The sequence below is a fragment of the Paenibacillus mangrovi genome (assembly GCF_022898935.1).
Lineage (GTDB): Bacteria > Bacillota > Bacilli > Paenibacillales > Paenibacillaceae > Paenibacillus_AQ > Paenibacillus_AQ mangrovi.
In genome coordinates this window covers 428,276-452,670 of record NZ_JALIRP010000002.1, presented here as the reverse complement: position 1 = coordinate 452,670, position 24,395 = coordinate 428,276, and the positions used below count along the sequence as shown (strand labels likewise).

General features: G+C 50.2%; 20 protein-coding genes and 1 other annotated feature. Of the genes, 17 read left to right on the top strand and 3 right to left on the bottom strand.

From position 1 onward, the window contains the following. The first annotated feature begins 19 nt into the window (after positions 1 to 19). Together MUG84_RS06845 and leuS are read left to right on the top strand one after the other, a co-directional pair. The gene (locus tag MUG84_RS06845) at positions 20 to 748 is read left to right on the top strand and encodes a 3-ketoacyl-ACP reductase (RefSeq protein WP_244722309.1); all 729 of its coding nucleotides are present in this window, start codon (positions 20 to 22) and stop codon (positions 746 to 748) included. 241 nt (positions 749 to 989) lie between these two features. After that, positions 990 to 1,226, top strand: a binding site (T-box leader). A gap of 108 nt (positions 1,227 to 1,334) precedes the next feature. Further along, positions 1,335 to 3,779 carry a leucine--tRNA ligase gene (gene leuS / locus MUG84_RS06840; protein WP_244722306.1) on the top strand — a complete coding sequence of 815 codons (2,445 nt, stop codon included), beginning with the start codon at positions 1,335 to 1,337 and terminating at the stop codon, positions 3,777 to 3,779. 80 nt (positions 3,780 to 3,859) lie between these two features. Here leuS and comER read toward each other — a convergent pair whose 3' ends face one another. Beyond that, the gene (gene comER, locus MUG84_RS06835) at positions 3,860 to 4,693 is read right to left on the bottom strand and encodes a late competence protein ComER (RefSeq protein WP_244722302.1); all 834 of its coding nucleotides are present in this window, start codon (positions 4,691 to 4,693) and stop codon (positions 3,860 to 3,862) included. A 152-nt stretch (positions 4,694 to 4,845) separates the two neighbouring features. Here comER and MUG84_RS06830 point away from each other — a divergent pair, with 152 nt between their 5' ends. The 6 genes from MUG84_RS06830 (at position 4,846) to holA (ending at position 12,176) form a co-directional block, all read left to right on the top strand. After that, positions 4,846 to 5,439: a ComEA family DNA-binding protein gene (locus MUG84_RS06830; RefSeq protein ID WP_244722300.1), complete on the top strand. Its 594-nt coding sequence runs from the start codon at positions 4,846 to 4,848 to the stop codon at positions 5,437 to 5,439. A gap of 54 nt (positions 5,440 to 5,493) precedes the next feature. Beyond that, positions 5,494 to 6,012 carry a deoxycytidylate deaminase gene (locus tag MUG84_RS06825; RefSeq protein ID WP_244722298.1) on the top strand — a complete coding sequence of 173 codons (519 nt, stop codon included), beginning with the start codon at positions 5,494 to 5,496 and terminating at the stop codon, positions 6,010 to 6,012. A gap of 180 nt (positions 6,013 to 6,192) precedes the next feature. Next, positions 6,193 to 8,859, top strand: a complete 2,667-nt coding sequence (locus MUG84_RS06820) for a ComEC/Rec2 family competence protein (protein ID WP_244722297.1) — start codon at positions 6,193 to 6,195, stop codon at positions 8,857 to 8,859. A gap of 275 nt (positions 8,860 to 9,134) precedes the next feature. Then, the gene (locus tag MUG84_RS06815; RefSeq protein WP_244722283.1) at positions 9,135 to 9,683 is read left to right on the top strand and encodes an RNA polymerase sigma factor; all 549 of its coding nucleotides are present in this window, start codon (positions 9,135 to 9,137) and stop codon (positions 9,681 to 9,683) included. Then, the gene (locus MUG84_RS06810) at positions 9,680 to 10,870 is read left to right on the top strand and encodes a zf-HC2 domain-containing protein (RefSeq protein WP_244722280.1); all 1,191 of its coding nucleotides are present in this window, start codon (positions 9,680 to 9,682) and stop codon (positions 10,868 to 10,870) included. Before MUG84_RS06815 ends, MUG84_RS06810 begins: the two co-directional genes overlap by 4 nt. A 286-nt stretch (positions 10,871 to 11,156) precedes the next feature. After that, entirely contained in the window at positions 11,157 to 12,176 is a 1,020-nt protein-coding gene (gene holA, locus MUG84_RS06805) for a DNA polymerase III subunit delta (RefSeq protein ID WP_244722276.1), read from the top strand. Between the two features lie 169 nt (positions 12,177 to 12,345). Here the strand turns inward: holA and MUG84_RS06800 are convergent, their stop codons facing one another. Both MUG84_RS06800 and rpsT read right to left on the bottom strand, forming a co-directional pair. Beyond that, the gene (locus MUG84_RS06800) at positions 12,346 to 13,560 is read right to left on the bottom strand and encodes an MFS transporter (RefSeq protein WP_244722267.1); all 1,215 of its coding nucleotides are present in this window, start codon (positions 13,558 to 13,560) and stop codon (positions 12,346 to 12,348) included. A gap of 130 nt (positions 13,561 to 13,690) precedes the next feature. Continuing rightward, entirely contained in the window at positions 13,691 to 13,963 is a 273-nt protein-coding gene (gene rpsT / locus MUG84_RS06795) for a 30S ribosomal protein S20 (protein WP_244722254.1), read from the bottom strand. Between the two features lie 162 nt (positions 13,964 to 14,125). Between rpsT and gpr the strand changes: the two genes are divergently transcribed. The 9 genes from gpr (at position 14,126) to hrcA (ending at position 24,387) form a co-directional block, all read left to right on the top strand. Further along, the gene (gene gpr, locus MUG84_RS06790; RefSeq protein WP_244722251.1) at positions 14,126 to 15,127 is read left to right on the top strand and encodes a GPR endopeptidase; all 1,002 of its coding nucleotides are present in this window, start codon (positions 14,126 to 14,128) and stop codon (positions 15,125 to 15,127) included. Positions 15,128 to 15,299: 172 nt separating this feature from the next. Then, positions 15,300 to 16,622 carry a stage II sporulation protein P gene (locus MUG84_RS06785; RefSeq protein ID WP_244722249.1) on the top strand — a complete coding sequence of 441 codons (1,323 nt, stop codon included), beginning with the start codon at positions 15,300 to 15,302 and terminating at the stop codon, positions 16,620 to 16,622. 32 nt (positions 16,623 to 16,654) lie between these two features. Then, complete coding sequence (locus tag MUG84_RS06780) at positions 16,655 to 17,038, top strand: hypothetical protein (RefSeq protein ID WP_244722246.1); 384 nt, start codon at positions 16,655 to 16,657, stop codon at positions 17,036 to 17,038. 83 nt (positions 17,039 to 17,121) lie between these two features. Then, positions 17,122 to 18,939 (top strand): translation elongation factor 4, encoded by a 1,818-nt coding sequence (gene lepA, locus MUG84_RS06775; RefSeq protein ID WP_244722241.1) that lies wholly within the window; start codon positions 17,122 to 17,124, stop codon positions 18,937 to 18,939. Positions 18,940 to 19,113: 174 nt separating this feature from the next. After that, positions 19,114 to 20,283 carry a radical SAM family heme chaperone HemW gene (gene hemW, locus MUG84_RS06770; protein ID WP_244723347.1) on the top strand — a complete coding sequence of 390 codons (1,170 nt, stop codon included), beginning with the start codon at positions 19,114 to 19,116 and terminating at the stop codon, positions 20,281 to 20,283. A gap of 124 nt (positions 20,284 to 20,407) precedes the next feature. Next, entirely contained in the window at positions 20,408 to 20,875 is a 468-nt protein-coding gene (locus tag MUG84_RS06765; protein WP_244722235.1) for an N-acetyltransferase, read from the top strand. A 149-nt stretch (positions 20,876 to 21,024) separates the two neighbouring features. Continuing rightward, positions 21,025 to 21,543: an RNA polymerase sigma factor gene (locus MUG84_RS06760; RefSeq protein ID WP_244722233.1), complete on the top strand. Its 519-nt coding sequence runs from the start codon at positions 21,025 to 21,027 to the stop codon at positions 21,541 to 21,543. Continuing rightward, complete coding sequence (locus MUG84_RS06755) at positions 21,527 to 23,185, top strand: DUF4179 domain-containing protein (RefSeq protein WP_244722230.1); 1,659 nt, start codon at positions 21,527 to 21,529, stop codon at positions 23,183 to 23,185. Before MUG84_RS06760 ends, MUG84_RS06755 begins: the two co-directional genes overlap by 17 nt. Before the next feature lie 167 nt (positions 23,186 to 23,352). After that, entirely contained in the window at positions 23,353 to 24,387 is a 1,035-nt protein-coding gene (gene hrcA / locus MUG84_RS06750; RefSeq protein WP_244722228.1) for a heat-inducible transcriptional repressor HrcA, read from the top strand. The last annotated feature ends 8 nt before the right edge of the window (positions 24,388 to 24,395 follow it).

Genomic DNA, 24,395 nt, shown 5'->3' with positions numbered 1-24,395 from the left:
AAGAAAGGATGAGTTCAACGTGAAACTGACTGATTTGAAGAATAAAACGGCCATCGTTACAGGTGCCGGAAAAGGCATCGGCCTGGCGATCGCAACGGCATTGGCCAAGGAAGGCGTGAACCTCGGAATGATGGCAAGAACTGCTTCGGATCTGGAAGCCCTTAAGGATTCGCTTACCAAAGAGTACGGAGTCTCGGTCCATACCGCAACAGCGGACGTGTCCTCGCGCCAGGAAGTGGATGCGGCTGTTTCCAAACTCGGACAAGAGCTTGGAAGCATTGATATTCTAATCAATAATGCCGGCATGGCCGCATTCGGCACCGTGGCTGAGATGGACCCCGAGCAGTGGGAACGCATCATCCAGGTGAACCTCATGGGAACCTATTATGTGTCCCGTGCCGTTCTGCCAACCATGGTCGAACAAAACAGCGGCAATATTATCAACATTTCTTCGACTGCCGGCGAAAAGGGATTCGCCACAGGTTCGGCCTACTGCGCATCCAAATTCGGAATCATGGGGCTGACGGAATCGCTGCTTCAAGAAGTTCGCAAAAAGAACATTCGCGTGGTTGCGCTGACGCCGAGCACGGTCAATACCGATTTGGCCCGAGACAATAACCTTAGCATCGGGGATGAAGACCGGATGATGCAGCCGGAGGATGTGGCGGAATTGGCACTGGCGGCTTTGAAGCTGCCGGCCCGTGTGTTTGTGAAGTCGGCTGGAATCTGGACGACCAATCCGCAGTAAGGATATTCCAATGGGTTCAAAGACTGCCTCTTATGGATCGGAAACAATGAGAGGGCGATACACACGGCACGTCTCTGGTAGAAAGAACGCTCTATGCAGACTCCTATGGGATTTGAAAGCCGTATGGCCGCGGGCGTTACGATGCCGTTAAGGGACGCTCCCGAATGCGGCAGGATACGTTGACTCCATTGATTTTTTTATATATAATATGGTTCAATGTTTCTACCATGAGAAAATTGCAAATGAAGCGACGATGAGGGGTAGTAGTCTCGGGGATGTCATGCAGAGAGCCGGCGGTGGGTGCAAGCCGGTTGACGAATTGGGATGAACTCGCCTTTGAGCTATGATGCGACGCGCGTGCAAGAACGCGTCAAGGATCATCGACTCACCTGCGTTAAGGGTGCAAAGGGAGCGGGGATAGAGCATATCCTTCGCTAACTAGGGTGGTACCACGGGAATCAAACCTCTCGTCCCTAGCGATGATACGCTATGGATGAGAGGTTTTTTGTTGCAAACATGAATGAAGAGAGCCGTGCTGCTCCGAATCTACGGCGGGCAGCGGGCGCATTTTAGGAGGCAAATGAGCATGAGTAACCAAGAGCAGGTTCAAGGCCACGGCTACCAGCACAAGGTGATTGAACCGAAATGGCAAAAGTATTGGGATGAGCATCATACGTTCAAAACGGGCGAAGATTCCGCAAAGCCGAAATTTTACGCGCTGGATATGTTTCCGTACCCGTCCGGAGCCGGACTTCACGTCGGCCATCCGGAAGGCTACACGGCGACGGACATCGTCTCCCGCTTCAAGCGGATGAAGGGCTATAACGTGCTCCATCCGATGGGCTGGGACGCGTTTGGTCTGCCTGCGGAGCAGCATGCCATGGATAAGGGCGAGCACCCGCGCGAAATTACGATCAAGAACATTAACACGTTCCGTCGCCAGATCAAGTCGCTCGGCTTCTCGTACGACTGGGACCGGGAGATCAGCACGACCGATCCGGAATACTATAAATGGACCCAGTGGATTTTCATCCAGCTGTACAAACGCGGCCTCGCTTATGTCGCCGAAGTGCCGGTGAACTGGTGCGAAGCGCTCGGCACCGTACTCGCCAACGAGGAAGTCATCGACGGCAAGAGCGAGCGCGGCGGTCATCCGGTCGTCCGCAAGCCGATGCGCCAATGGATTCTGAAAATTACGGAATACGCCGACCGGCTGCTGGAGGATCTGGATGAGCTCGATTGGAGCGAAAGCCTGAAGGATATGCAGCGCAACTGGATCGGCAAATCGAAAGGCGCCGAGGTACAGTTTGAAATCGAGGGGCATGATGCCAAGCTGACGGTATTTACGACGCGTCCCGACACGCTGTTTGGTGCCACTTATTGCGTGCTTGCGCCGGAACAGGAGCTGGTGGAACGCATTACGACGCCTGAGCAGAAGGATGCGGTGAAGGCCTACCAGGAGCAGGCAGCCCGCAAAAGCGATCTGGAGCGTACCGACCTGGCCAAAGACAAATCCGGGGTGTTTACCGGAGCATATGCCGTCAATCCGGTGAGCGGCGAGAAGCTGCCGATCTGGATTGCTGATTACGTGCTGGCAGGTTACGGAACAGGAGCCATAATGGCGGTGCCGGGACATGATTCCCGAGACTGGGAATTCGCCAAGAAATTTGGCCTGAACATCGTGGAAGTGGTCAAAGGCGGAAACGTGCAGGAGGAAGCTTACACCGGGGATGGGGAGCATGTGAATTCTGATCCGCTGGACGGACTCCACACCGAAGAAGCCATCGCCAAAATGATCGCGTGGCTTGAAGAGAACGGCAAAGGGCAGGGCAAGGTAACCTACCGCCTGCGCGATTGGCTGTTCAGCCGCCAGCGCTATTGGGGTGAGCCGATTCCGATTCTGCATCTGGAGGACGGCACGATGAAGACCGTTCCGGAGGATCAGCTGCCGCTGCTGCTGCCGGATGTGGATCAAATCAAGCCGTCGGGCACAGGGGAGTCGCCCCTGGCCAACGTCACCGACTGGGTGGAGACGGTCGATCCCGAGACAGGCATGAAGGCCCGCCGCGAGACCAATACGATGCCGCAATGGGCCGGCAGCTGCTGGTACTACCTACGCTACATCGATCCGCATAATTCGGATGAGCTGTGCTCGAAGGAGAAGCAGGAGACATGGTTGCCAGTCGACCTGTACATCGGCGGAGCCGAGCACGCGGTGCTTCACCTGCTGTATGCCCGTTTCTGGCATAAGGTTCTCTACGATTTGGGCGTTGTCAGCACGAAGGAACCGTTCCAAAAGCTGGTGAACCAAGGGATGATTCTAGGAACGAACAACGAGAAGATGAGTAAATCCCGCGGCAATGTCATCAATCCGGATGAAATCGTCGAGAATTACGGCGCGGATACGCTCCGTATCTATGAAATGTTCATGGGGCCTCTCGAAGCGACGAAGCCTTGGAACGAAAGTGGCGTGGAAGGCGCTCACCGCTTCCTGTCGCGCGTGTGGCGTCTCGTCGTGAACGAGGACGGCAGCCTGAACTCGAAGATCACTGACAATGAGGGCAGTGACGAATTCAAACGCGTGTGGCATAAAACTATCAAAAAAGTCACAGAAGATATGGAGCATCTCCGCTTCAACACGGCGATCAGCCAGCTGATGATTTTCATCAACGATGCGTACAAAGCCGATTCGATTCCACGCAAAGCGATCGAGGACTTCACGCAGCTGCTTTCGCCATTTGCTCCGCATATTTCCGAAGAGCTGTGGGAACGTCTTGGACATCAGGAGAGTATCACATACGCGTCCTGGCCAGCTTTTGATGAAGCATGGACGGTAGATTCCGAGGTTGAGATCGTGATCCAGGTTAACGGTAAAATCGTACAACGTGCAAATATTGCCAAGGACATGAGCCAGGAAGCCATGCAGGAATACAGCATGTCTCTGGAAGGCGTTCAGCAAGCCATCGCCGGCAAGACCGTTCGTAAAGTGGTCGCAGTTCCGGGCAAGCTGGTTAACATTGTAGCCAACTAAATCAAATGATGATTGAAAAGCATTCAATCCCCGTACAAATTTGTACGGGGATTTTTTTGGAAAAGAGGAGCTATTTGTCGCTACAACGTTTTGAAATCGCCAAAGAGTACATCGATTTTGTTCAAATCATCGTCGTATTTGGCATGTGTCGTTGCGATCAGCTGATGAAACACACCATCTAGACTTTGCTTGAGCAGGGCGAGGGCCTCTGCGGTAATTCCGCCGGGAACGGCGACCCTCTCCTGAACTTCATGGGGGCTCAGCCCGCTCTCTGTGAGCAGCTTGCCTGTTCCGAGAAGCATTTCTCCAGCGAGTGTCGTCAGTTCATCACGCCCGATCCCTGTCTTTTCCACGGCGGCTTCGATCCATTGATCCAGAAAGAAGCTGATGAAAGCGGGTCCGCAGCTAGAGAAGTCTGAAGTAATTCGTACATGGGCTTCCTGAATGTGCAGCGGTTGGCTGATAAAGCTAAGAAGTTTCTCCAGAAGCAGCCTGTCTTCTACAGTAATTCGACTGCCATACATGCACAAGGAAGCTCCGCTAAGCGATAAATGTGTGACACTGGGAATGATTTTGGCAATTTTACAGGTCAGGACACTTTCCAGATGGTGAATTTGAATGGGGCTTGTGATCGAAACAAGAATCTGATCCGGTGTCACAACACTTCTGATTTCATCGATCAAGTCTTTATACTGAAGCGGTTTTACGCATAGAAATACAATGTCGCTGTTTTTGACGTTCTCTACATTACTGCTGCATACATTCAGTCCGGGATGACGCTGTGCCAGCAAATTCACTTTGTCGAGTGTACGATTGCTGGCGAAGATTTGCTGAGGCATGAGCGCACCGGAAGTAATGAAGGCATCGAGCAACAAGCTTCCCATACTGCCGGTTCCGATGAATCCTACCTTCATATAGGTTCCCTCCTTTCGTGCTTTGCGGTAACGGCGCAATCCTTCTCCATAATGTATGCATATGCATGGGTACCTGATGACGGTTTTTCGGCAGGGCAGCACCATTTTATTCGTGAACTGAAATATCATAAATATGAAATTGAGGTGTTTACATGAAACGATTGACCGTAGGAATTAGCGCATGCTGCGCTATTTTGGGGAGCGTCGTGATTCTGCTCTCGGGCATGGGGCATGGAGACGGACTCCAGGAGTGGAAACCGCTGAATGCCGAGCTTGCCAGCTCCTTGGAGGAGCAGTACAAGTCCGTGCCGGCCGGCACAACAGGACACTCATCGTCCACCGATGGGAAAAACGTTAATCATAATAATCCGAAGGGAGCTTTGGTAGAAAACACAAAGTCTGAGCCTAACACGCAGGCCTTGCCCTCACCTCATTCAGAAACGCCTCCCGCAACGCCGGAACCGCAGACTGTAGCTGTGGATCATTCATCGCCCGGCGCCGCCACGGCAGCTGGAGCAGCGGTGAGCCCTCCTGCCTCGGAAACCTCGTCTGTCCGTAAAATAAACGTGAATACGGCGCAAGCAGCCGAACTCATGAATATTCCCGGGATTGGCGCCAAAAAAGCGCAGGCCATTATCGATTACCGGAATCAGCATGGCCCTTTTCAAAAGGTGTCAGATTTGGACAAGGTTAAAGGAATCGGGGCCAAAATGCTTGAGAAAATGAAGCCCTACGTAGAGCTTTAGCCCGGAGATGTGCTACAATGTTTACATTCATTCTACGAAAAACAGGTGATAAATGTGAACGATGAAACGCGCAAGGACTGGGACACATACTTTATGGATATTGCTTACATGGTTTCCACGCGTTCTCGCTGTCCCCGCAGACATGTGGGAGCGGTACTGGTTCAGGGTAAAAAGCTACTGGGTACGGCCTATAACGGCGCTCCGATGGGAGTTCCTGACTGCTCCGAGGCTGGTTGCATGATTGCAGAGGAGTTCGTAATGGTAGAGCATGCCGGCAAGCAGGAAATGATCAAAAAGCAGCGCTGCGTGCGGACCATCCATGCTGAACAGAATCTGCTGCTCTTCACCGACCGGATTGACCGTGAAGGTAGCTCCGTGTATGTGACGGACGAGCCCTGCTGGACTTGTGCCAATATGCTCGCCAATAGCGGGGTAACGGAGATTGTATTTCATCGTTCGTATCCAAAGGATACCGATAAGGTTACTGAAATGATGAAGCAAAAAGGGATTGCTTTTCGGAGGCTTCAGTCGTATGAACCTCCTAGCGAAACCGTGATGACAGTTTCCAACTAGAATCGAATATGGAGTATCCGGGGAAGGACCTCTGCCGCTGCGGCTTATAGCCGCAAGCAGAGGTTCTTTTCGTTTTTTAATCTATTAGAATTTATATATTTCCGGGGTCCCTGCAAAGTACCTGAATCGGCTGCGAAGCCAAGGCCCCACTTTGTGGGGTTACTTTAGGGAGGGAGAAGAATGAGAGGTAGACCTTTGATCGTATGCAGCGCCTCATGGCTGCTGGGCAGCAGCATAGCCTATACATGCTCCGGCTTAAGATTGTTTTTGATCTGGATAGGGATTACGCTGCTGCTTGCCGTCACTGTATTCATGTTTAGAAATCTGCTTCGGAGCATGCTGATCCTATGGGTGGCGTTGACCATGTCAGGGTTGTACTGGGAATGGAATGATGCGCGGAATGTGACAGCGTTGCCGGAAGCTCTGGCTATGGACGTAGCTGATATGGATGGTGTGATGCTGCATGCCGAAGGCGTGATTGTCTCTTCCGTCAATGTAGACGGAGACAGGGCAGATTTTCAGGTGAAGCTAGAAAGCGTGAATATTCGGGAAGATAACGGTGGTGCAGGCACACGAACCCCCTCGGAATCTCCACAGAGAGAACTGCAGGAACGGGTGATGGTTCAAGTCAAGCTCCAGAGCAAAGAGCAGCAGACAGTGGCCGGCAGCTGGCAGCGGGGTGACCGGGTTAAGTTGAACGGTACCTTTGAAGCCCCTTCACCCGCAAGGAATTTCGGCGGATTCGATTATAGAAAATACCTTCATACCCAGCGCATTCACTGGCTCTATAAAATAAAAGGCACGCAGAATGTGCAAACCTCGCCTTCTTCCCTTTGGAGCACATTGACGATTTGGCGCTGGAATGACCAGGTCCGCAGTGGTCTAGGAAGCAAAATATCGCAAATCTATCAAGAGCCGCATGCAGGTTTTATGAAAGGTCTGCTGATCGGGATGCAGGATGATATCGATCCGGAGACTTACGCGCAGTTTTCGCAGCTTGGCCTGACTCATATTTTGGCTATTTCAGGCATGCATGTTGCCGTATTCGTCGCCACCCTGCTGTTTGTATTGTCACTGTTTAAGGTGACACGCGAGAAATCGCTGCTTATCGTTATCATTTTGATTCCTGCTTACGTTCTTCTGTCCGGAGCAAGTCCTTCGGTTGTTCGGGCGGGGATTATGGGCATGATCGGCCTTTTTGCAGCGAGGAACGGCTGGCTGAAGGACGGCCTGAATATTTTGGCGGCGGCAGCACTCTTAATGATGCTGTGGAATCCGTATTACATGCTGAGTGTCAGCTTTCAATTGTCTTTTCTCGTCACGGCCGGTCTTATGCTGTATGTCCCGCTGGTGCACCCTCTTCTTGCCTTTCTTCCCAAGCGCCTCGCGGCGGCAGTCGGTGTGACACTGGTTGCCCAGCTTGTTTCCTTCCCGCTCACCATTTATTATTTCAACCAGTTTTCATTGCTGTCTTTTGCCGCCAATTTCGTATTAGTTCCGCTGATTACTTTTCTTACCTTGCCACTCGGTGCCGCGTCGCTGCTGCTGGGCTGGATATGGCTGTCGGCAGGAAGGGCACTGGGGTGGGCCGCTCAGATTCTGAATGACGGGACATTTTGGCTGGTGAGGTGGATGAACGGATATCCGCAATTTGGAACGATATGGAGATCTCCTTCGTTGATTTGGATCTGTGCCTACTTTGCCTTGCTATATCTACTTTTATATGGAGCGAAACGGTACTTGAGAGGATCTGAAGTAAGGATGTCAGCCAGTGCTTCGGATGATACTGTGGAGCTTGAAGGCGTTCATCCTAGTTTCCGGGGAGGAGATGCACCGTCTCTGCCTAACCATAAAATAACATATGCATTAACCACGATTATGCTTGGGTTCATATTTTTGATATATTGGGGATATAGACCGACTTTCTTGCATGGTGCGGGATTGGTCCAATTTCTGGATGTGGGTCAGGGAGACAGCATCCTCATCACGACACCGGAAGGACGTAATATCCTGGTGGACGGGGGAGGTACAGTACAATTCCGAAAGCCTCAGGACAACTGGAAGGAACGCAAAAATCCCTTTGAGGTGGGTGCCAAGGTGCTTGTACCGCTGCTAAAACAGCGCGGAATTCACCATCTGGATGCGGTTATCGTAACGCACGGCGACCAGGACCATGCCGGAGGAATTCAGGCTGTTCTAAACCAGATTCCGGTAAAGGCTTTACTCTTTAACGGTACTTTGTCAGGGACTGCATCGCTTGATAAGCTAATGGATACAGCCCTTAGACGCAACATTCCGTTATATGCGGTCCATCAGGGCATGCAGCTGAAGCCTGATGTACATACCGACATTTCTTTTTTGTCGCCTATTATGGAGTATTCGGTCCAGGAGTCCATCCCTTTTGTGAAAGATCAGAATTACTACTCAATCGTATTTGTATTGACGATGAATGAGGGACGATTCCTGTTCACTGGTGATATGGATAAAGCTGCAGAAGAGGATATTTTGAGCTTGGGGATCACAAATCCCCAAAACACGTTGTCAGCACGGGCGTCCGGAGCGGGAGGTGTTTATGATCTGCCTACAGGCGGCATAGACGTCATTAAGATTGCACATCATGGATCCAAGTCGTCGACCGGAGAAGACTGGCTTCATTATTGGCATCCGAAAGCGGCCGTCATCTCAGCGGGTGTAAACAATTTGTATGGACATCCTCATGCGGAAGTGGTGGAGCGGATTGCTGGAGAAAAGGCCAAATTATTCCGGACGGATTTGAACGGGGAAGTGCAGATCAAGGTAAAAGAAGGCGAGCTGCAAACACGTTTCAAACTAAATTCAAGAGAATAAACGATGAGAACAAGCTCATATGTTTACAAAATCTTAAAGATTTGACTTAAAAAAACACATAAAATAGATAAGTTGATACAGCTTATAATTAAGGTGACGGTCCCACTAGAATTTGGTATTCTTAATTGAGGTTTACCATTTCGATTACGGGCTTAAGCCACTCGTAACGTACATAAGATGTTATGGACTTATAACGGATAAAAAAGTTGATTACAAATTGCAACAATTTTACGCTCTTACACGTCTGTAAGATTGCAGGGAGAGGGGGATCCTTTGTGGTAGAGCAGGGACTCATCAGAGCCGCTCAATCGGGCGATCGCGACGCTCTAATCACCCTATTAAGAGAAATTGAGCATCAGGTGTACCGTACAGCCTATTACATTTTAAATGATGAACAGGATGCCATGGATGCTTCACAGGAGGCGTTGATCCGCATTTACACCAAAATCAGCTCCTATGAAGAAAAAGCACAGTTTAAAACATGGGTTCAACGGATTGTGACCAATATTTGCATCGATAAATTCCGGCGTACGAAACCTACCGTCTCGATTGATGAACACGAGCTCGTATTTCAGGATAAACAGAATGTGGAACAAGCTGTCATGTCCTCTTATTTAGCTCAGGATATTCAGGAGGCTATTGATCAGCTGCCCGACCATCATAGAACGGTTATTGTTCTCAGGTATTTGCAAGATTTTTCTTATAATGAAATAGCTGATTGTCTGAACCTTCCGCTGAATACAGTGAAATCTTATTTGTTCAGGGCCAGGCAACAGCTCCAGAATATGCTTCAAGAGCATCAGAAAGGTGGTGTATCAGGATGAAATGTCCAGAGGTGGTGGAATGGATGCACCGTTATTTGGATTATGATTTAAGCGAGGAAGAAACCGTTCAATTATATGACCATTTAAAACAATGTCCTGAATGTGCGGAAACCTTTCGGATGCTGAAATCATTATCCAGGGATCTCGAGGATTTGCCAAAAGTAATGCCCAAATTCAGTATTGTCGATGCCATTATGCCCCAACTTGACGCTATAGATAAGGCCCGGCAGGAAAAGAGCGCCTCCCGCGAGGAGCCTCCGGCCGAGATGGTTCCAGTACCTGTACGTCCCGTGCGTACAAGCAAATTCCGGAACTCCGTAGCCGGTCGTACGGCTATGGGAGCGGCCGCAGCGGTCGTTATTCTGGGAGTGGCTATTTTCACCTATTCGCCGAAGCATTTGCCGACGGCAGAAGAGCCTTCTTTCGAATCCCAGAAAAAGATGGCCGAAACAGCAGCTTCTTCAAATGCAGGGACGCAGGCCAGCGGTGTTCAGCCGAATGTGGAACAAAAAAACGCAGCGAACGATATTCAAGATGGGCAGGAATCGGCGGACGGAGCTTCTTCTCTGGAAAGCGTGCCGGCTACTTCCCCAGATGATGCTGCAGCCAAGAAACAACCTGCCAAGCCAGCAGAGCCTACGAGTAAGCCAGAGGACAAGGCAGTAACTCGTAGCGGAGGCTCCTCGGAACCATTGAAACAGACTCCGGATAACAGCAAAACGGATTCAGGTACTTCGAAGAAAGCTTCCAGCAACGAAACGACTACTTTGGCTGACGGAGGCGGCGACAGTCAGGATAAGACCGCAGCTGACAGCGGCAACACGACGGAAACGCCAGAAACGCCAGAAACGCCAGCATCCGATCTAAAGAACAATATTCAGGATCCAGGTGTGAAGGAAGATAATCCACCAATGGGGATTGCTTCGATTAAAAACACGCCGCTTCAAATTAAATCCCCTGATGGCAAATATGTCGTTACAGTGGAGGAGAACAAGCTGAACATTTACAGCGTCTCCGATAAAGACGGGCAGAAGACGGCTACCAAGACCATTGATCTGCCTGGGACATGGGTGTCAGGTGTATGGTCCGCGGACAGCACGGTCTTTACCTATCAAACGACGGATGATCAGGGCGTAGCAACGAGCAAAACCTATCAGGTAAGCGGCTCGGATGCTTCCAATCCCTGACAAAGCGAACCAGATTAAATATAAAAAAACAGGTTTACATCATGCACAAAATCAAGAGATATGGAATAGGATATACGGTTAGAATTGAGCCAGAGTCGTCGTATGACCACAGGTAGCAAGGTTTCTAGAGCCTTGCATGGCCGGTGTTTATCATAGATGAGCTGGGACCAAAGGGACCTTCCCGTACGGGAGGGTCTCTTTGGTGTTTTACGCTGCCCCGATTTTTGATAATATATTAAAGCAGGCCGAATGTAATCCGGCTACATAGAAGAAAGGGGGTCCAGGAATGGACGTCAAAGCTGCCGCAAAGGCCATCAAACAGGGAGAGATTTCACCAGTCTATTTGCTATATGGGACGGAAAAATATCAAATGAACGAATTTGTTTCCTTCCTCGAAGAGCAGACCCTTTCCCCGGAAGAGCGCGACTTTGCGCTGGTCCATTACGACCTCTCAGAAACGCCACTGCAGGCGGTCGTCGAAGAAGCGGATATGGTGCCCTTCATGGTGCCGCGCAAGCTGATTTTGGTGCAGGACGCCTCTGTATTTACAGCAGGCAAGGATAATGCCAAGGTGGAGCACCGTGTGGAATCGCTCCTTGAATATATGAAAAATCCGGCTGAATACAGCGTGGTGGTATTTATTGTAAATCAGGAGAAGCTGGATGAGCGCAAAAAGATCGTTAAAGAGATCAAGAGCAAAGGGACGCTGCTTTCCTTTATGCCTCTTGGCAGTGAGGATCTGCTGAAGTGGATCGGCAGTAAGGTGAAGGAACGCGAATGTACACTGGAGGAAGGGGCGGCTGAATTGGTGGTCCGTAACGCCGGAACCAAGCTTCAGACGTTATCGGCCGAAATCGATAAGCTGTGCCTGTATGCCGGCAAGGGCGGGAGGATCAGCGTAGATATCGTAGAGCAGCTGATCGCGCGTAATACGGAGCAAAATGTGTTTGCACTCGTAGAGGATATAGCCAATCTGAGAGTGGACCGCGCGCTTGCGATTTTTTATGAGCTGCTTAAGCAAAAGGAAGAGCCGATCAAAATCGCAGCACTCATTGCCCGGCAATTCCGTATCATTTTGCAGGTCAAAGATCTCGGTGGGCAAAGCTACTCCCAGCAGCAGATTGCTTCGCAGCTCGGGCTTCACCCCTATGCCGTGAAAATCGCAGGGGAGCAGGCAAGAAAATTCCAGGCTGCGCAATTGAAACAGATTCTGAGCAGGCTTGGCACGCTGGACTTTCAGATGAAGACAGGAGCCATCGATAAGGTTCTGGGACTGGAATTATTCTTGCTTAGGTTGGCTGCATAGGATGTAAAAGTAAGGGACTGTACGGACCGTAGCCTGCGCTAAGCGCGGGCGGTGTGCGTACAGCCCTTTTTGTATCTATAGAATTTATATATTTCCGGGGTCCCCGCAAAGTACCTGAATCAGTTGCGAAGCCTGGCCCCACTTTGTAGGGTTATTTTGTGCTGCTGCTTTAGTGATTGATCGTAGCAGAGGGGGACTCTATATCCGGCTGGCGGGTGAACCGCTGTGACCAGAAGGCCAGAGCCATGGTAAGCAGCATCAGAATGCCCGTAAGTAAAAACACCGTATGAATGCTGAACACGCCGCTGATCGCGCCGCCTACGAGCGGACCGAGCATCCCTCCAAGCTGGTTGGCGGTTTGGCTTAAGCTGAATGCCCTGCCGCGGAAGTCGCTTGATGTGAAACGGACGATCAGACCGTTGAGGGCCGGGAAAACCGCACAAAAGAAGCAGCCGTACAAAAAGCGCACAATTGAGAATCCCCAAATGTTATGGAAAGGTATCTGAAGCAGGGAGCCGACTCCTCCGGCAAACAGTCCGATGAGCAAAATTTTCTGAAAGCCGATTTTATCGGCGAGCTTACCCCAGCGGGGGGCGAAGATAATGCTGGCAATGCCCACCAGCGAGAAAATAACGCCAGCCAGGATGGAGGCATCGGAAGCCGAATGGCCGATCTCTACGATGTACAGCGGGAGAACAGGCTCGATCGTCATGACGGAGAACTGCGTGAACATCGTCAGGACCAGCACGACAAGCAGCATTTTATTATGCATGGCAAGCTTGACGGTGTTAAGCACGGAAACGCGGTCCTTGCCTGGCACAAATTTTTCTTCTTTGACATAAAAGATAACGAGCATGGTGGCCAGAAAGCAGAGTACACCTGCGCTGGCGAAAGCCGCGCGATTATCGAACAGCTTTGCCAGCACGCCACCGAGAAGCGGGCCCATGATGCTGCCTGTGGCTGTAGCAGTCGACATCGTGGACAGCGCGTAGCCGACCTTATGCTCCGGCGTGTTGGTACCCACGATGGCGATCGCCCCAGGGATAAATCCGGAGAGCAGTCCCTGCAGAATCCGCAGAATAAGCAGCTGTACTGGACTGGTTACGAAGGCAGTCAGCAGATAAATGACGCATAGGACAAATCCTGCACGGACGATCATGGCTTTACGCCCGTATTTGTCACCGACGGAGCCCCAGAAAGGGGAGGATAGTGCTCCGGCCAAGAAAGCGCTGCTGAACAGCAGTCCAGACCACATTTCAACGTTTTCGGTCACCCCAATTTGAATTAAAAATATCGGGAGGAACGGAACCACCATGGAGAAGCTTGAAGATACGATAAAAGAGCCAAACCATAACACCCAAAGGTTTTTCTTCCAGATTTCCATTGCTCGCCAACTCCTGACTCGGGGGTCTAAGGATTCATGCAAATCCTTTATGTATATGTTGAACTAAAAAGCCCTGACCAGCTTTTCAGCTGTTCAGGACTCTTCAATTTCATCGTATGGATAGCGCATCTTATGCTTGTGCATTTAGAGCGTTAAGTTTTTTCGCCAAGCGGGATTTCTTACGGCTCGCTGCGTTTTTGTGTACGAGGCCTTTGCTTACAGCTTTGTCCAGCTTTTGGGAAGCGGCTTGAACTGCAGCTTTTGCAGCTTCAACTTCATTATGTGCCAGCGCAGAGTCAGCAGCTTTAACAGCTGTACGAAGCGCGGATTTTTGGGAAGCATTAAGCGCACGGCGTTTGTCATTCGTTTTTACGCGTTTTATGGCGGATTTAATGTTTGGCATTGCATTCACCTCCTGTAAGGCATTCGAATAGATCGAAATGATTCACAACTTAAAATATTTTAGCATGAGGTACCACAAAATGCAATACTTAAAAGGCTTTTGCATAATCAGAGACTTCCTCCCGCACACTATAGCGAAAAGGCATAGGAGGATGGTTTTCAGATGGAGTTGGATTTACAGCAGTATTCTGTGCGTACAGATTTGGCGGTTGATTCTAGAGAAATGGCTGCCAAGCAGTATCCGGATTCAATCCCCGGCGTGGATGAAGAGGTATCCGATAAGGACGGAATTAAAATAACCCGGTTGAATGTGCTGACCGATGAGGGCTCGCAGGCGATCGGCCGCGTTAAAGGACATTATGTTACGCTGGAGGTTCCGGGTCTCCGCAACGGGGATACAGGGCTACAGGAGCGGGTGACGGAAGCTTTTGCGAGAGAGTTCGAGGATTTCCTGACACTGATCGGTATTCAGAAAAAAGACACTGTCCTGATTGTGGGGCTGGGTAACTGGAATGTAACGCCGGATTCGCTTGGGCCGCTGGTGGTGGAAAATGTTCTGGTTACCCGTCAGTATTTTGAGCTGATGCCGGATCAGGTTGCGCCGGGCTACCGCCAGATCAGCGCCATTGCACCGGGCGTGCTTGGAATCACGGGAATCGAATCGAGTGAAATCGTGCAGGGAATCGTAGAGCGGACCAAGCCGGATTTGATCATTGCGATTGATGCACTAGCCTCACGTTCACTGGAAAGGGTCAATACGACGATCCAGATTGCGGATATCGGCATTCACCCGGGTTCGGGCATCGGCAATAAACGGCGTGGGTTGACCAAAGAGGTACTCGGTGTTCCGTGCATTGCCATTGGTGTGCCGACGGTGTGCTACGCATCAACGATCGTGAACAACGTGATGGAAATGATGAAGCAGCACTTTGGCAAGGAAACAAACCAGACACGTGAGATTATGGGGCTGCTCAATAATATTTCCGAGAACGAACGGCTGGCGCTCGTCAAAGAGGTGCTGGAGCCGCTCGGCCATGATCTGATCGTGACACCGAAGGAAATCGATGAATTTATCGAAGATATCGCCAACATTGTGGCAAGCGGCCTGAATTCATCCCTGCATGATGCTGTGGATACAGGCAATTCTGGGGCGTTCACTCACTAGATCAAAAATATAGAACACTGATAATCAAGGAGCCTGTGAATCTAGCGAGGCTTCTTTTTTTGGCTAAATATCAAATTCGAATATACAAACATATCATTTCTGGTTCTATCGAATCTCTTTTGCTCATAGTTTTGAAGTATAAGAGAGTTCAGGAGTCAGGAGGACAACACATATGAGGAATGGGTTTCAATTATGGAACATCGCCAAATGGAGAGCCAAGATGCTCCACATGCTGTCCATGGGACGAACATTTTTGCTGCTGACGTTAGGGTCGTTCATATTTTTCGTACTACTGGGTCTGGGCGGAATGGCGGAGCATAAATTGAACTCGTCTCCCGTCTCTTCCATGAAAGGATTCGCGGCCTCGCTGTCGAGCAAATTTTTTATGGACATGCTGGGCATGGAGCTTCCGCATCTGGACAAAGAAAAGGGAGCCTCAACCTTCTCGGGAGAAAAAATGACCACCTTCGTGTTTCAAATGCTGACGAGTGTGAATCCGCGGGATCCGAAAAGTCTGATCGCCAAAGAAATGCCTGGAATGGGTGCGAACGACCCGGTGCTTCTGAGAAGCGCGGCAGGCAATCAAAACCTGGATCCGCCAGAGGATTTTCATCTGCCGCCAGAAACGAACGAGAAGAATGAGCAGCCTTCGAATATCGATCAACCGAAGAAACCGGACAAGACACCGGATAAAACCCAGGTCAAAGAACCGGAGCCCGGTGGCAAAAAAGAGCCTGGAGATCCGGGGAAAGCGGTGGAAGGAACGAAAGAGACCCATACGCCGGCACCTCCGGCAAAGGCGTCCGGTAAAAAAGTTGTCATGATCTATCATTCGCATCCAAGAGAAGCCTATAATCCGCTGATGGGTAAGACAAGCTCAAATCCTAGCTCCAAGTCGCCATCACAAAATGTCATGGTGGTCGGCAAATATTTAGCTGATCAGCTGGAGAAGCTGGGAGTAGGAACGGTCCATTCGGAAAAAGATTATGCTTCGACGGTAAAAGATTACAATTTTAACTTTTCATATAAATATTCCCGCCAGACGGTGAAAGAAGCGTTTGCTCAAAACAGCAGCCTGGATTACCTGATTGATATCCACCGCGACTCGCAGCGGCATGATAAGACGACAACGGTTATTAACGGAGCCAGCTATGCACAGGTCTTCTTCATTATCGGCCATGAGAACAGCAACTGGCGCAAGAACGAAGCCTTCGCAAGCAAGATCCATGAGCAACTCGAGAAATCATATCCTGGAATATCACGGGGTATTTGGGGGAAAACTTCGGCACAAGGTAACGGCGAGTATAACCAATCCCTATCAGGCAACAGTATCTTGGTTGAAGTTGGCGGAATTGACAGCACGAACGAAGAACTGAAGCGGACAGCGGAGCTGCTGGGCCAGATCATTGCCGATTTATATTACAAGGATCAGAAGGCTGAGAAAGCGAATACTGACAAGTCGGTATCTACCGATACGGCGGGTGCCAAAAGCTAAATCCAAGGGAATGGGACAAGGAGGAACCGGTGATGTCGAAATGGACCAAACGGATATGGATGGTGGGGATCTGGGCAGGGATCGGCGTGCTGATCGGAATGCAGCTGGCGGGGTCCGCCGGCTCATCTTTACCCGGAAAAGATCCGGCATATGCGAATCAGCAAACAGTGAAGGCCGCCAATACCACCCTAGTTCCATCTCGTAATAGCTCGAATCACTTCAAGGTAGAGGAAAAGCAGCCAGAACAGGTGGAAGCTCAGGACATCAGCCCAAAGACGCCGGAGCAAATTCTTTCAACAAGCACCAGCAAGCCAACAGTGGATGTGCTGGCAGACAAGACGGCCGGACTGCTGCAGGACTTGTCCCAGAAGGGGATCCAGCTGGTTGTCTCCCTGTTCGATTCCATCACCAATTAATCCTATGTCTCTGGGATTGCCCGCCTTTATTTCAACTGCTATAATGAATTGATTGACACATCAGGCTGTTTTGGGGGTAGGGCATGACAGACGTACAAGCTAGGCAAAAAAATATTCGTAATTTCTGTATCATTGCACATATAGACCACGGTAAATCAACGCTTGCCGACCGGATCTTGGAGTATACAGGCGCATTGACCTCCCGGGAAATGCAGGATCAAGTGCTGGATCAGATGGATTTGGAACGTGAACGCGGCATTACCATCAAGCTGCAGGCCGTGCATCTGACATACAAGGCGGATGACGGTCAGGAGTATCTGCTCAATCTGATTGATACTCCGGGGCACGTCGACTTTACCTATGAGGTATCGCGAAGCCTTGCAGCATGTGAAGGCGCACTCCTGGTCGTGGATGCTGCACAGGGAATTGAGGCGCAAACGCTGGCCAACGTGTATTTGGCACTGGACAACAACCTGGAGATCATTCCGGTTATCAACAAAATAGACCTGCCAAGCGCCGATCCGGATCGTGTAAAGCAGGAGATCGAAGATGTCATCGGCCTGGATGCGAGCGAGGCAGTTCTTGCTTCAGCCAAGGCGGGCATCGGCATCAAGGAAATTCTCGAGCAGATCGTCAAGCAGGTTCCGGCTCCTTCAGGCGAATCTGAAGAGCCACTGAAAGCTCTTATTTTCGACTCGCACTATGATCCGTACAAAGGCGTTATCGTATACGTTCGCGTCATCAACGGAAGCATCAAAGCGGGATCGAAAATCAAAATGATGGCGACAGACAAAACCTTCGAGGTTATCGAAGTAGGCGCCTTTAAACCGCGGATGACGATTGTAGACGAGCTCAAGGTCGGCGATGTCGGCTTTATCGTTGCCGGAATCAAGCATGTCGGGGATACCCGCGTCGGTGATACCGTCACCGACGCGAAGAAGCCGACGGCAGAGCCGCTTCCGGGCTACCGGAAGATCAATCCGATGGTATACTGCGGCTTGTATCCGATCGAAACGTCGGAATACAACGATCTGCGCGAAGCGCTCGAGAAGCTTCAGCTGAACGACGCATCGCTCAGCTTTGAGCCTGAAACCTCGAGCGCGCTGGGCTTTGGTTTCCGCTGCGGCTTCCTCGGACTCCTTCATATGGAGATCATCCAGGAGCGCATTGAACGGGAATTCAACATTCCGCTCATTACTACAGCGCCGAGCGTTATTTACCGCGTCACGTTGACGAACGGCGATGTCATGGTAATCGATAACCCATCCAACTATCCGGAGGTCGGCAAAATCGATTCGGTCGAGGAGCCTTACGTCAAAGCGGCGATCATCGTTCCGAACGACTACGTAGGTACGGTCATGGAGCTGTGCCAGGGCAAACGCGGCGAATTCGTGAACATGGAGTATTTGGATACGACCCGCGTCACAATTACGTACGAAATTCCGCTGTCGGAAATCGTATACGATTTCTTCGATCAACTGAAGTCCGGAACGAAAGGTTATGCATCATTCGACTACGAGATTTCCGGTTACCGCAAATCGAATCTCGTGAAGATGGATATCCTGCTGAATAACGAGCAGGTTGACGCCTTGTCGTTCATCGTGCACCGTGAGCGTGCTTACCAGCGCGGCCGCATCATCTGTGAAAAGCTGCGCGAGCTCATTCCGCGCCAAATGTTCGAGGTGCCGATCCAGGCATCCGTCGGAACGAAGGTCGTTGCGCGTGAAACCGTAAAGGCGATGCGCAAAAACGTCCTTGCCAAGTGTTACGGCGGCGATATTTCGCGTAAACGGAAGCTGCTCGAGAAGCAGAAGGAAGGCAAGAAGCGCATGAAGCAGGTCGGCAGCGTCGAGGTGCCGCAGGAAGCGTTCATGGCTGTTTTGAAGATCGACGACAACTAGAATGTTATTTTTTAGGGGAGAGCCGCTGGCGGCTTTCCCCATAGTATTCGGGTCTAATGCAAAGGACCAGAATTAGCTCTATAGCAGACAGCCCCACTTAGTGTGGGGTTTTTAACATATTAAGGAGGGAATTGAATCATGACAATCATTCAGCCGCATCCCACGGACGCCGAGATGTCTCAGGGAAGCCAGAAACCGCAAGCGGTCTATCTTCACATTCCCTTTTGCACCAACAAGTGCTTTTATTGCGATTTCAACTCTTACGTGCTGAAGAATCAGCCAGTCATGGAATATTTGCAGGGCCTTGAGCGCGAAATGGAGCGAACCGTTAAAGAGGTACCTCCGGGCGAGATCAAGACCATTTTCGTTGGCGGCGGAACACCGACTGTTTTGAAGCCGGATGAAATGGAATATTTTCTGAAGACGGTTCGCACCTATTTTCCCAACTGGTCCGATTCGATCGAATTCTCCATGGAAGCCAACCCGGGCACAACGGATCTGGAAAAGCTTTCAGCGATGCGAGAGGGCGGCGTGAACCGCATCAGCTTCGGCGTGCAGTCCTTTCAGAATGAACTTCTTAAAGGCATCGGCCGGATTCATGACACGGATGACGTCTATCAGAGCCTGGAAAATGCCCGCAAAGCCGGCTTCGAGAACATGTCTATCGACCTGATGTTCGGCCTGCCGAACCAGACCGTCGAGATGCTGGCAGAGAGTGTGGACAAGGCGCTGGCACTCGGACTGCCGCATTACTCCATTTACAGTCTCAAGGTGGAAGAGAATACCCTTTTCCATACGATGTATAAAAAGAACCAGCTGCCGCTTCCAAACGAAGACGACGAGCTGCAGATGTATCAGCTTCTGATGGATCGCATGAAAAAGGCGGGGTATGAGCAGTATGAGATCAGCAACTTTGCCAAGCCAGGCTACCACAGCCGCCACAATATGGCCTATTGGCTTAATGAAGATTATTACGGGCTTGGTGCAGGAGCTCACGGTTACGTGGGGCATCAGCGCCATATGAATATTAAGGGCGTTAATCCGTATACAGAAGCCACGAAGGAAGGATTGCCGCGGCTTGAGACCTTCACCGTTCCGAAAGAGGAAGCGATGGAAGACTTCATGATGGTCGGGCTGCGCGTACTGAGCGGGGTTTCCGAAAGCCACTTTAAAGAACAGTTTGGTCTTGCGATCGAGGAAGTCTTTGCCGAGCCGCTGCATAAAATGCTGGATGCCGGATTGATGGAGAAAACGGGTGAAGGCTATCGTCTCAGCGAACAGGGGCTTCTGTTTGGAAATGATGTATTTGGCACATTTATCGGGTCATTGACGGCGAAAGAATAGCTTGAACTTCTATACGTGATGTTGTATATTTATTCATATTATAAAACAGCACGTATTAAGGATGCGCAAAAAAGCTCTGGCAAAAGCCTGTTTGCATCATCCTTACCATAGGAGGAGAAGTAAGATGCCGGCTGTAGTCACATGCAGAATTGCGGTCCCGGAAGATGTTGAGCCGCTCTATCAAATGATCGATGGATATGCGCAAAAGGGAATTATGCTGCCCCGGTCCCGCAAGCTGCTGGAGAAGCAGCTGGACCAATTTGTAGTTGCAGAAATAGATGGCATCGTGATTGGCTGCGGCTCGCTCTGCCGATTGGGAAGTGATCTGGTTGAAATTCGTTCCCTTGGCATTATGGACGGACATAAAGGTCTTGGGATCGGCTCCATGCTGGTCAGCAAGCTGACAGAAGAAGCAAGACGTCAAGGGATTCCAAAAATTATGGCCTTAACGTATGAGGTTTCATTTTTCGTGAAAAATGGCTTTTCCGTCGTGGAAAAGGAAATTTTCCCTGAGAAGGTATGGACCGATTGCGTGAACTGCAGCAAGCAGTCCTGCTGTGATGAAATCGCCGTGCTGAAGATGCTCGATTGATTATTTAGAAGATGCATATTATTAAACCACTTCCTTATCAAGTCATGTAATATGACTGAAGAGAAGTGGTTTTTTCATGTACATAAATGAACGATTATCCGTTGTTATCGGTCATATAGTCAAGACGCGTATGAAGGAGGTGCAACCAATTGAATGACCGTGAGCTTTTTGAAACTTATAAGGAGCAGGTCTTCCATCTCTGCTACTACATGATGCAGAACCGTTCGGACGCCGAGGATCTCTGTCAGGAAGTGTTCGTCAAGGCGATGCTTGCAGACAGGTCCGAGGTTCGGGAGCTCAAGTCCTGGCTGCTCAGAATTGCTTCGAATGAATGCAGCAGAATCCTGAAGAGGCGCAGGAATGGCTTGGCCAAAGAGCTGCGGGCATACCTGCTTACAAGGCCCCGCCTATCCAACCCGGTGGAGGAAATAGTGGATCAGCGTGCAATCAGAATGGAATTTGACCGTATGTACGGGGAGCTTCCGGACAAAGTCCGCATAGTCGTTACCCTGCGTTATGTCAATGAGATGACTGTACCGGAAATCGCGAACGTCATGAATATTCCTGAAGGAACGGTAAAATCAAGATTGAACCGGGGAATCAAGCTGCTGCAGCATATGGCAGTATTCAAGGAAAAGGAGATGATCAGAAATGAGTCGATTCTATGACAATGGGGATGGGGTTCAGGAAAAGATTCAAGCTCCTCCCCGGCCGGATTATGACCAGATGTGGAACAATATTGAGCAGGAGGTATCCAGACGGAAAATGGCATCTGCAGAGGCCAAGCCGTCTTCAAGATCCAGAAGAAAATACATTCCTGCGGCCATTGTATTTTCATGTTTTATGGTTGTAGCCGTTCCTGTTTTTGCAGGTGTAACTTTGAATTGGGATAGCTTGTACGGCGGCCGCAGTGTAACCAATGCTCTAAATAACGGAATAGGCCAGCGCTATGATCTGAATGTAAGCAGCAAAGGTGTCAACATGAGTCTGAAGGGTGTTGTAACGGACGGAGAAAAAATGAAGCTGCTGGTATCGCTCGATGCCGGAATGAAGCCGGATGAATATGATGCCGTGGAGCTGGAACATATGGTGATCAAGGACGAAAGAGGCAAGGAAGAACCCGTCAACGGATACTTAAAATACGATGAGGCCAGCGGAAAGCTGCTAGGGATCTATGAAACGAAGGATATACTGCAGCGCAGCCAAAAAACATTTACGTTGGAAGCGGATAGTCTCGTCTATTACAAAAACAAGGACGTACTCTTGAGCAAGGGGCCGAAAGCAGGCGATTCTCTTTCAACCGGTGAAGCACGTTATCCTGAAATTCGCATACAATCCTTAACGGAGACCAAAACCGGGTTAGCCGTCCGGTATACCGTTTCCGCAGCGGATGCAAACGATCAGGGACGGGGAGACCCGCATTTGATCGTAAAAAGTGGAAGTGGAAGCAGCCGGGGAACGCTAACTCAGCTTCCTCCCGAAGATACGGGGATCCTTATTGAGCAAGTCTTCGGCAATATGACCACGAAAGACTGGAATGCGGCAGAGCTGGAATTCAATTATATGAAGGAAACGAAGCGGATTGAAGGTTCATGGACATTCCATTTTCATGCAGACGGCAAGAAAGCAAGCGAAGCCATTTACTCGCAGCCTCTGCAAACGAGCGACGAGTTCAAGAAGAAATCAGGAGTCCTGATTGATCAATTAACCATAACGCCGCTAGAGATCATCGTCAGCATCAAGGATGGAACTCCTATGTCCGACCGCATGGCCGAAGGAGAAGTTTATTACAATAATGTCCGGCTGGTGGTGGGCGATCGGGAAATAACGGGATGGTACACGATCAAAGGAGACGATCCCAAAAAGTATAAGCATATGTACGCGTTTGAGTCTCCGGAATGGTATAAGGACTGGTCCAAGGTTCCGATGAAATTGATTCTGAAGGATGCCTACGTCACAAAGAGGGATACGTCAACAAACTGGCTTACCCTGAACACGCCATCCGGCAGCAAACAGAGCGCCGATCTGAAACTCGAATCTTACGTCGTCCATTTCACTTATTATATGGATGGCAAGGATCTGGTCGTCGAGTCTGATTCCGAATCAAAGGAATTTAAAGGCATAAGCCAAACCACCCTCCGCGTGGACGGCAAGACTATTTATCCTAGGATCTCTCCGAGGGGACCGAATGCGCCAAGCAAAAACATCGAGCGGTATCCAGATTTCAAAATGAACCATACACTGGAGCTGAATCCGGGATTCTACAGCTATTATGATTCGAGCCGGGACGTAGAGATTACACTTCATTAATAAGAACACGGCAGCGAAGAGCTGACGTATTTATACGGAATCTGCAACCATGCCGAACTGACTTGACAATGCTCACGTCAGTTTGGTATTTTTGTATTAGCGGTTAGCACTCATCTTAGTCGAGTGCTAACGATGGCGAAAATCATCGACCAGAGGGAGGGGAAGACATGCTAACCGAACGTCAAAGATTAATACTTAATGCTATTGTTGACGACTATATCCGCTCTGCGGAACCTGTCGGCTCACGCAGCATATCGAAACGGGGAGATGTCGGGTTCAGTCCTGCGACCATTCGCAATGAAATGGCGGATTTGGAGGAGCTTGGATTTTTGGAGCAGCCTCATACATCGGCCGGACGCATCCCTTCTCACAAAGGTTATCGATATTACGTGGATCATCTTGAACCGATCTATGAAGCGCTCCCGACAGAGCTGCGCTCGCTGCGTACCTATTTTGCGGAGAAGCTGAATGCGACGGAGCAGGTTATCCAGCATGCCGCCATGATTCTGTCCCATATTACGAATTACACTTCCATCCTGCTCGGGCCGGAAGTTTTTCATACTTCTCTCCGTCATTTCCAGCTGCTCTCGCTGAATGAGACCACTGCGGTGGCCATTATAGTGACCAGTACAGGACAGGTTGAGAGCAAAACCGTAGCTATACCGGCTGGTGTTTCTGTTTCAGACATGGAGAAGGTGGTAAATCTGCTTAACAGCAAGCTGGTCAATGTGCCTCTTTATAAGCTCAAGTCCAGTCTGTACCGCGAGCTTGGCCAGGAGATGCAGCGTCACCTGACCCATTTTGAAGAAATCATGGGCATCCTGGACAATATATTTGTGGACACGGAGACCGATCAGCGTGTGTACTTAAGCGGTGCAACCAATATGCTGAATCAACCGGAGTTCAAAGACGTAGATAAGGTCAAGGACATCCTGGATCTTCTTGAAGAAACGCCGACACTTACGAAAATGATGGCTGCCACGCAGGGCTCCGCGGGTATTCAGGTGCGGATCGGTACCGAGAACGACCATGAGGCCTTTGCCAACTGCAGCTTGATCACGGCGACCTATTCGCTTGACGGAGAGGCGCTGGGTACCATCGGCATTCTAGGTCCAACAAGGATGGAATACGCGAGGGTGATGAGCCTGCTCGGCATTCTTTCCAATGACCTGACCAAAATGCTGTCGAAGCTTTATAAATAAGGAGGCTT

What these genes read in the sequence shown, in the direction of transcription:
- leuS (WP_244722306.1), top strand. Translation starts at nt 1,335, where the DNA reads ATGAGTAACCAAGAGCAGGTTCAAGGCCACGGCTACCAGCACAAGGTG.
- comER (WP_244722302.1), bottom strand. Translation starts at nt 4,693, where the DNA reads ATGAAGGTAGGATTCATCGGAACCGGCAGTATGGGAAGCTTGTTGCTC.
- MUG84_RS06830 (WP_244722300.1), top strand. Translation starts at nt 4,846, where the DNA reads ATGAAACGATTGACCGTAGGAATTAGCGCATGCTGCGCTATTTTGGGG.
- MUG84_RS06820 (WP_244722297.1), top strand. Translation starts at nt 6,193, where the DNA reads ATGAGAGGTAGACCTTTGATCGTATGCAGCGCCTCATGGCTGCTGGGC.
- MUG84_RS06810 (WP_244722280.1), top strand. Translation starts at nt 9,680, where the DNA reads ATGAAATGTCCAGAGGTGGTGGAATGGATGCACCGTTATTTGGATTAT.
- holA (WP_244722276.1), top strand. Translation starts at nt 11,157, where the DNA reads ATGGACGTCAAAGCTGCCGCAAAGGCCATCAAACAGGGAGAGATTTCA.
- MUG84_RS06800 (WP_244722267.1), bottom strand. Translation starts at nt 13,560, where the DNA reads ATGGAAATCTGGAAGAAAAACCTTTGGGTGTTATGGTTTGGCTCTTTT.
- rpsT (WP_244722254.1), bottom strand. Translation starts at nt 13,963, where the DNA reads ATGCCAAACATTAAATCCGCCATAAAACGCGTAAAAACGAATGACAAA.
- gpr (WP_244722251.1), top strand. Translation starts at nt 14,126, where the DNA reads ATGGAGTTGGATTTACAGCAGTATTCTGTGCGTACAGATTTGGCGGTT.
- MUG84_RS06785 (WP_244722249.1), top strand. Translation starts at nt 15,300, where the DNA reads ATGAGGAATGGGTTTCAATTATGGAACATCGCCAAATGGAGAGCCAAG.
- MUG84_RS06780 (WP_244722246.1), top strand. Translation starts at nt 16,655, where the DNA reads ATGTCGAAATGGACCAAACGGATATGGATGGTGGGGATCTGGGCAGGG.
- lepA (WP_244722241.1), top strand. Translation starts at nt 17,122, where the DNA reads ATGACAGACGTACAAGCTAGGCAAAAAAATATTCGTAATTTCTGTATC.
- hemW (WP_244723347.1), top strand. Translation starts at nt 19,114, where the DNA reads ATGTCTCAGGGAAGCCAGAAACCGCAAGCGGTCTATCTTCACATTCCC.
- MUG84_RS06765 (WP_244722235.1), top strand. Translation starts at nt 20,408, where the DNA reads ATGCCGGCTGTAGTCACATGCAGAATTGCGGTCCCGGAAGATGTTGAG.
- MUG84_RS06755 (WP_244722230.1), top strand. Translation starts at nt 21,527, where the DNA reads ATGAGTCGATTCTATGACAATGGGGATGGGGTTCAGGAAAAGATTCAA.
- hrcA (WP_244722228.1), top strand. Translation starts at nt 23,353, where the DNA reads ATGCTAACCGAACGTCAAAGATTAATACTTAATGCTATTGTTGACGAC.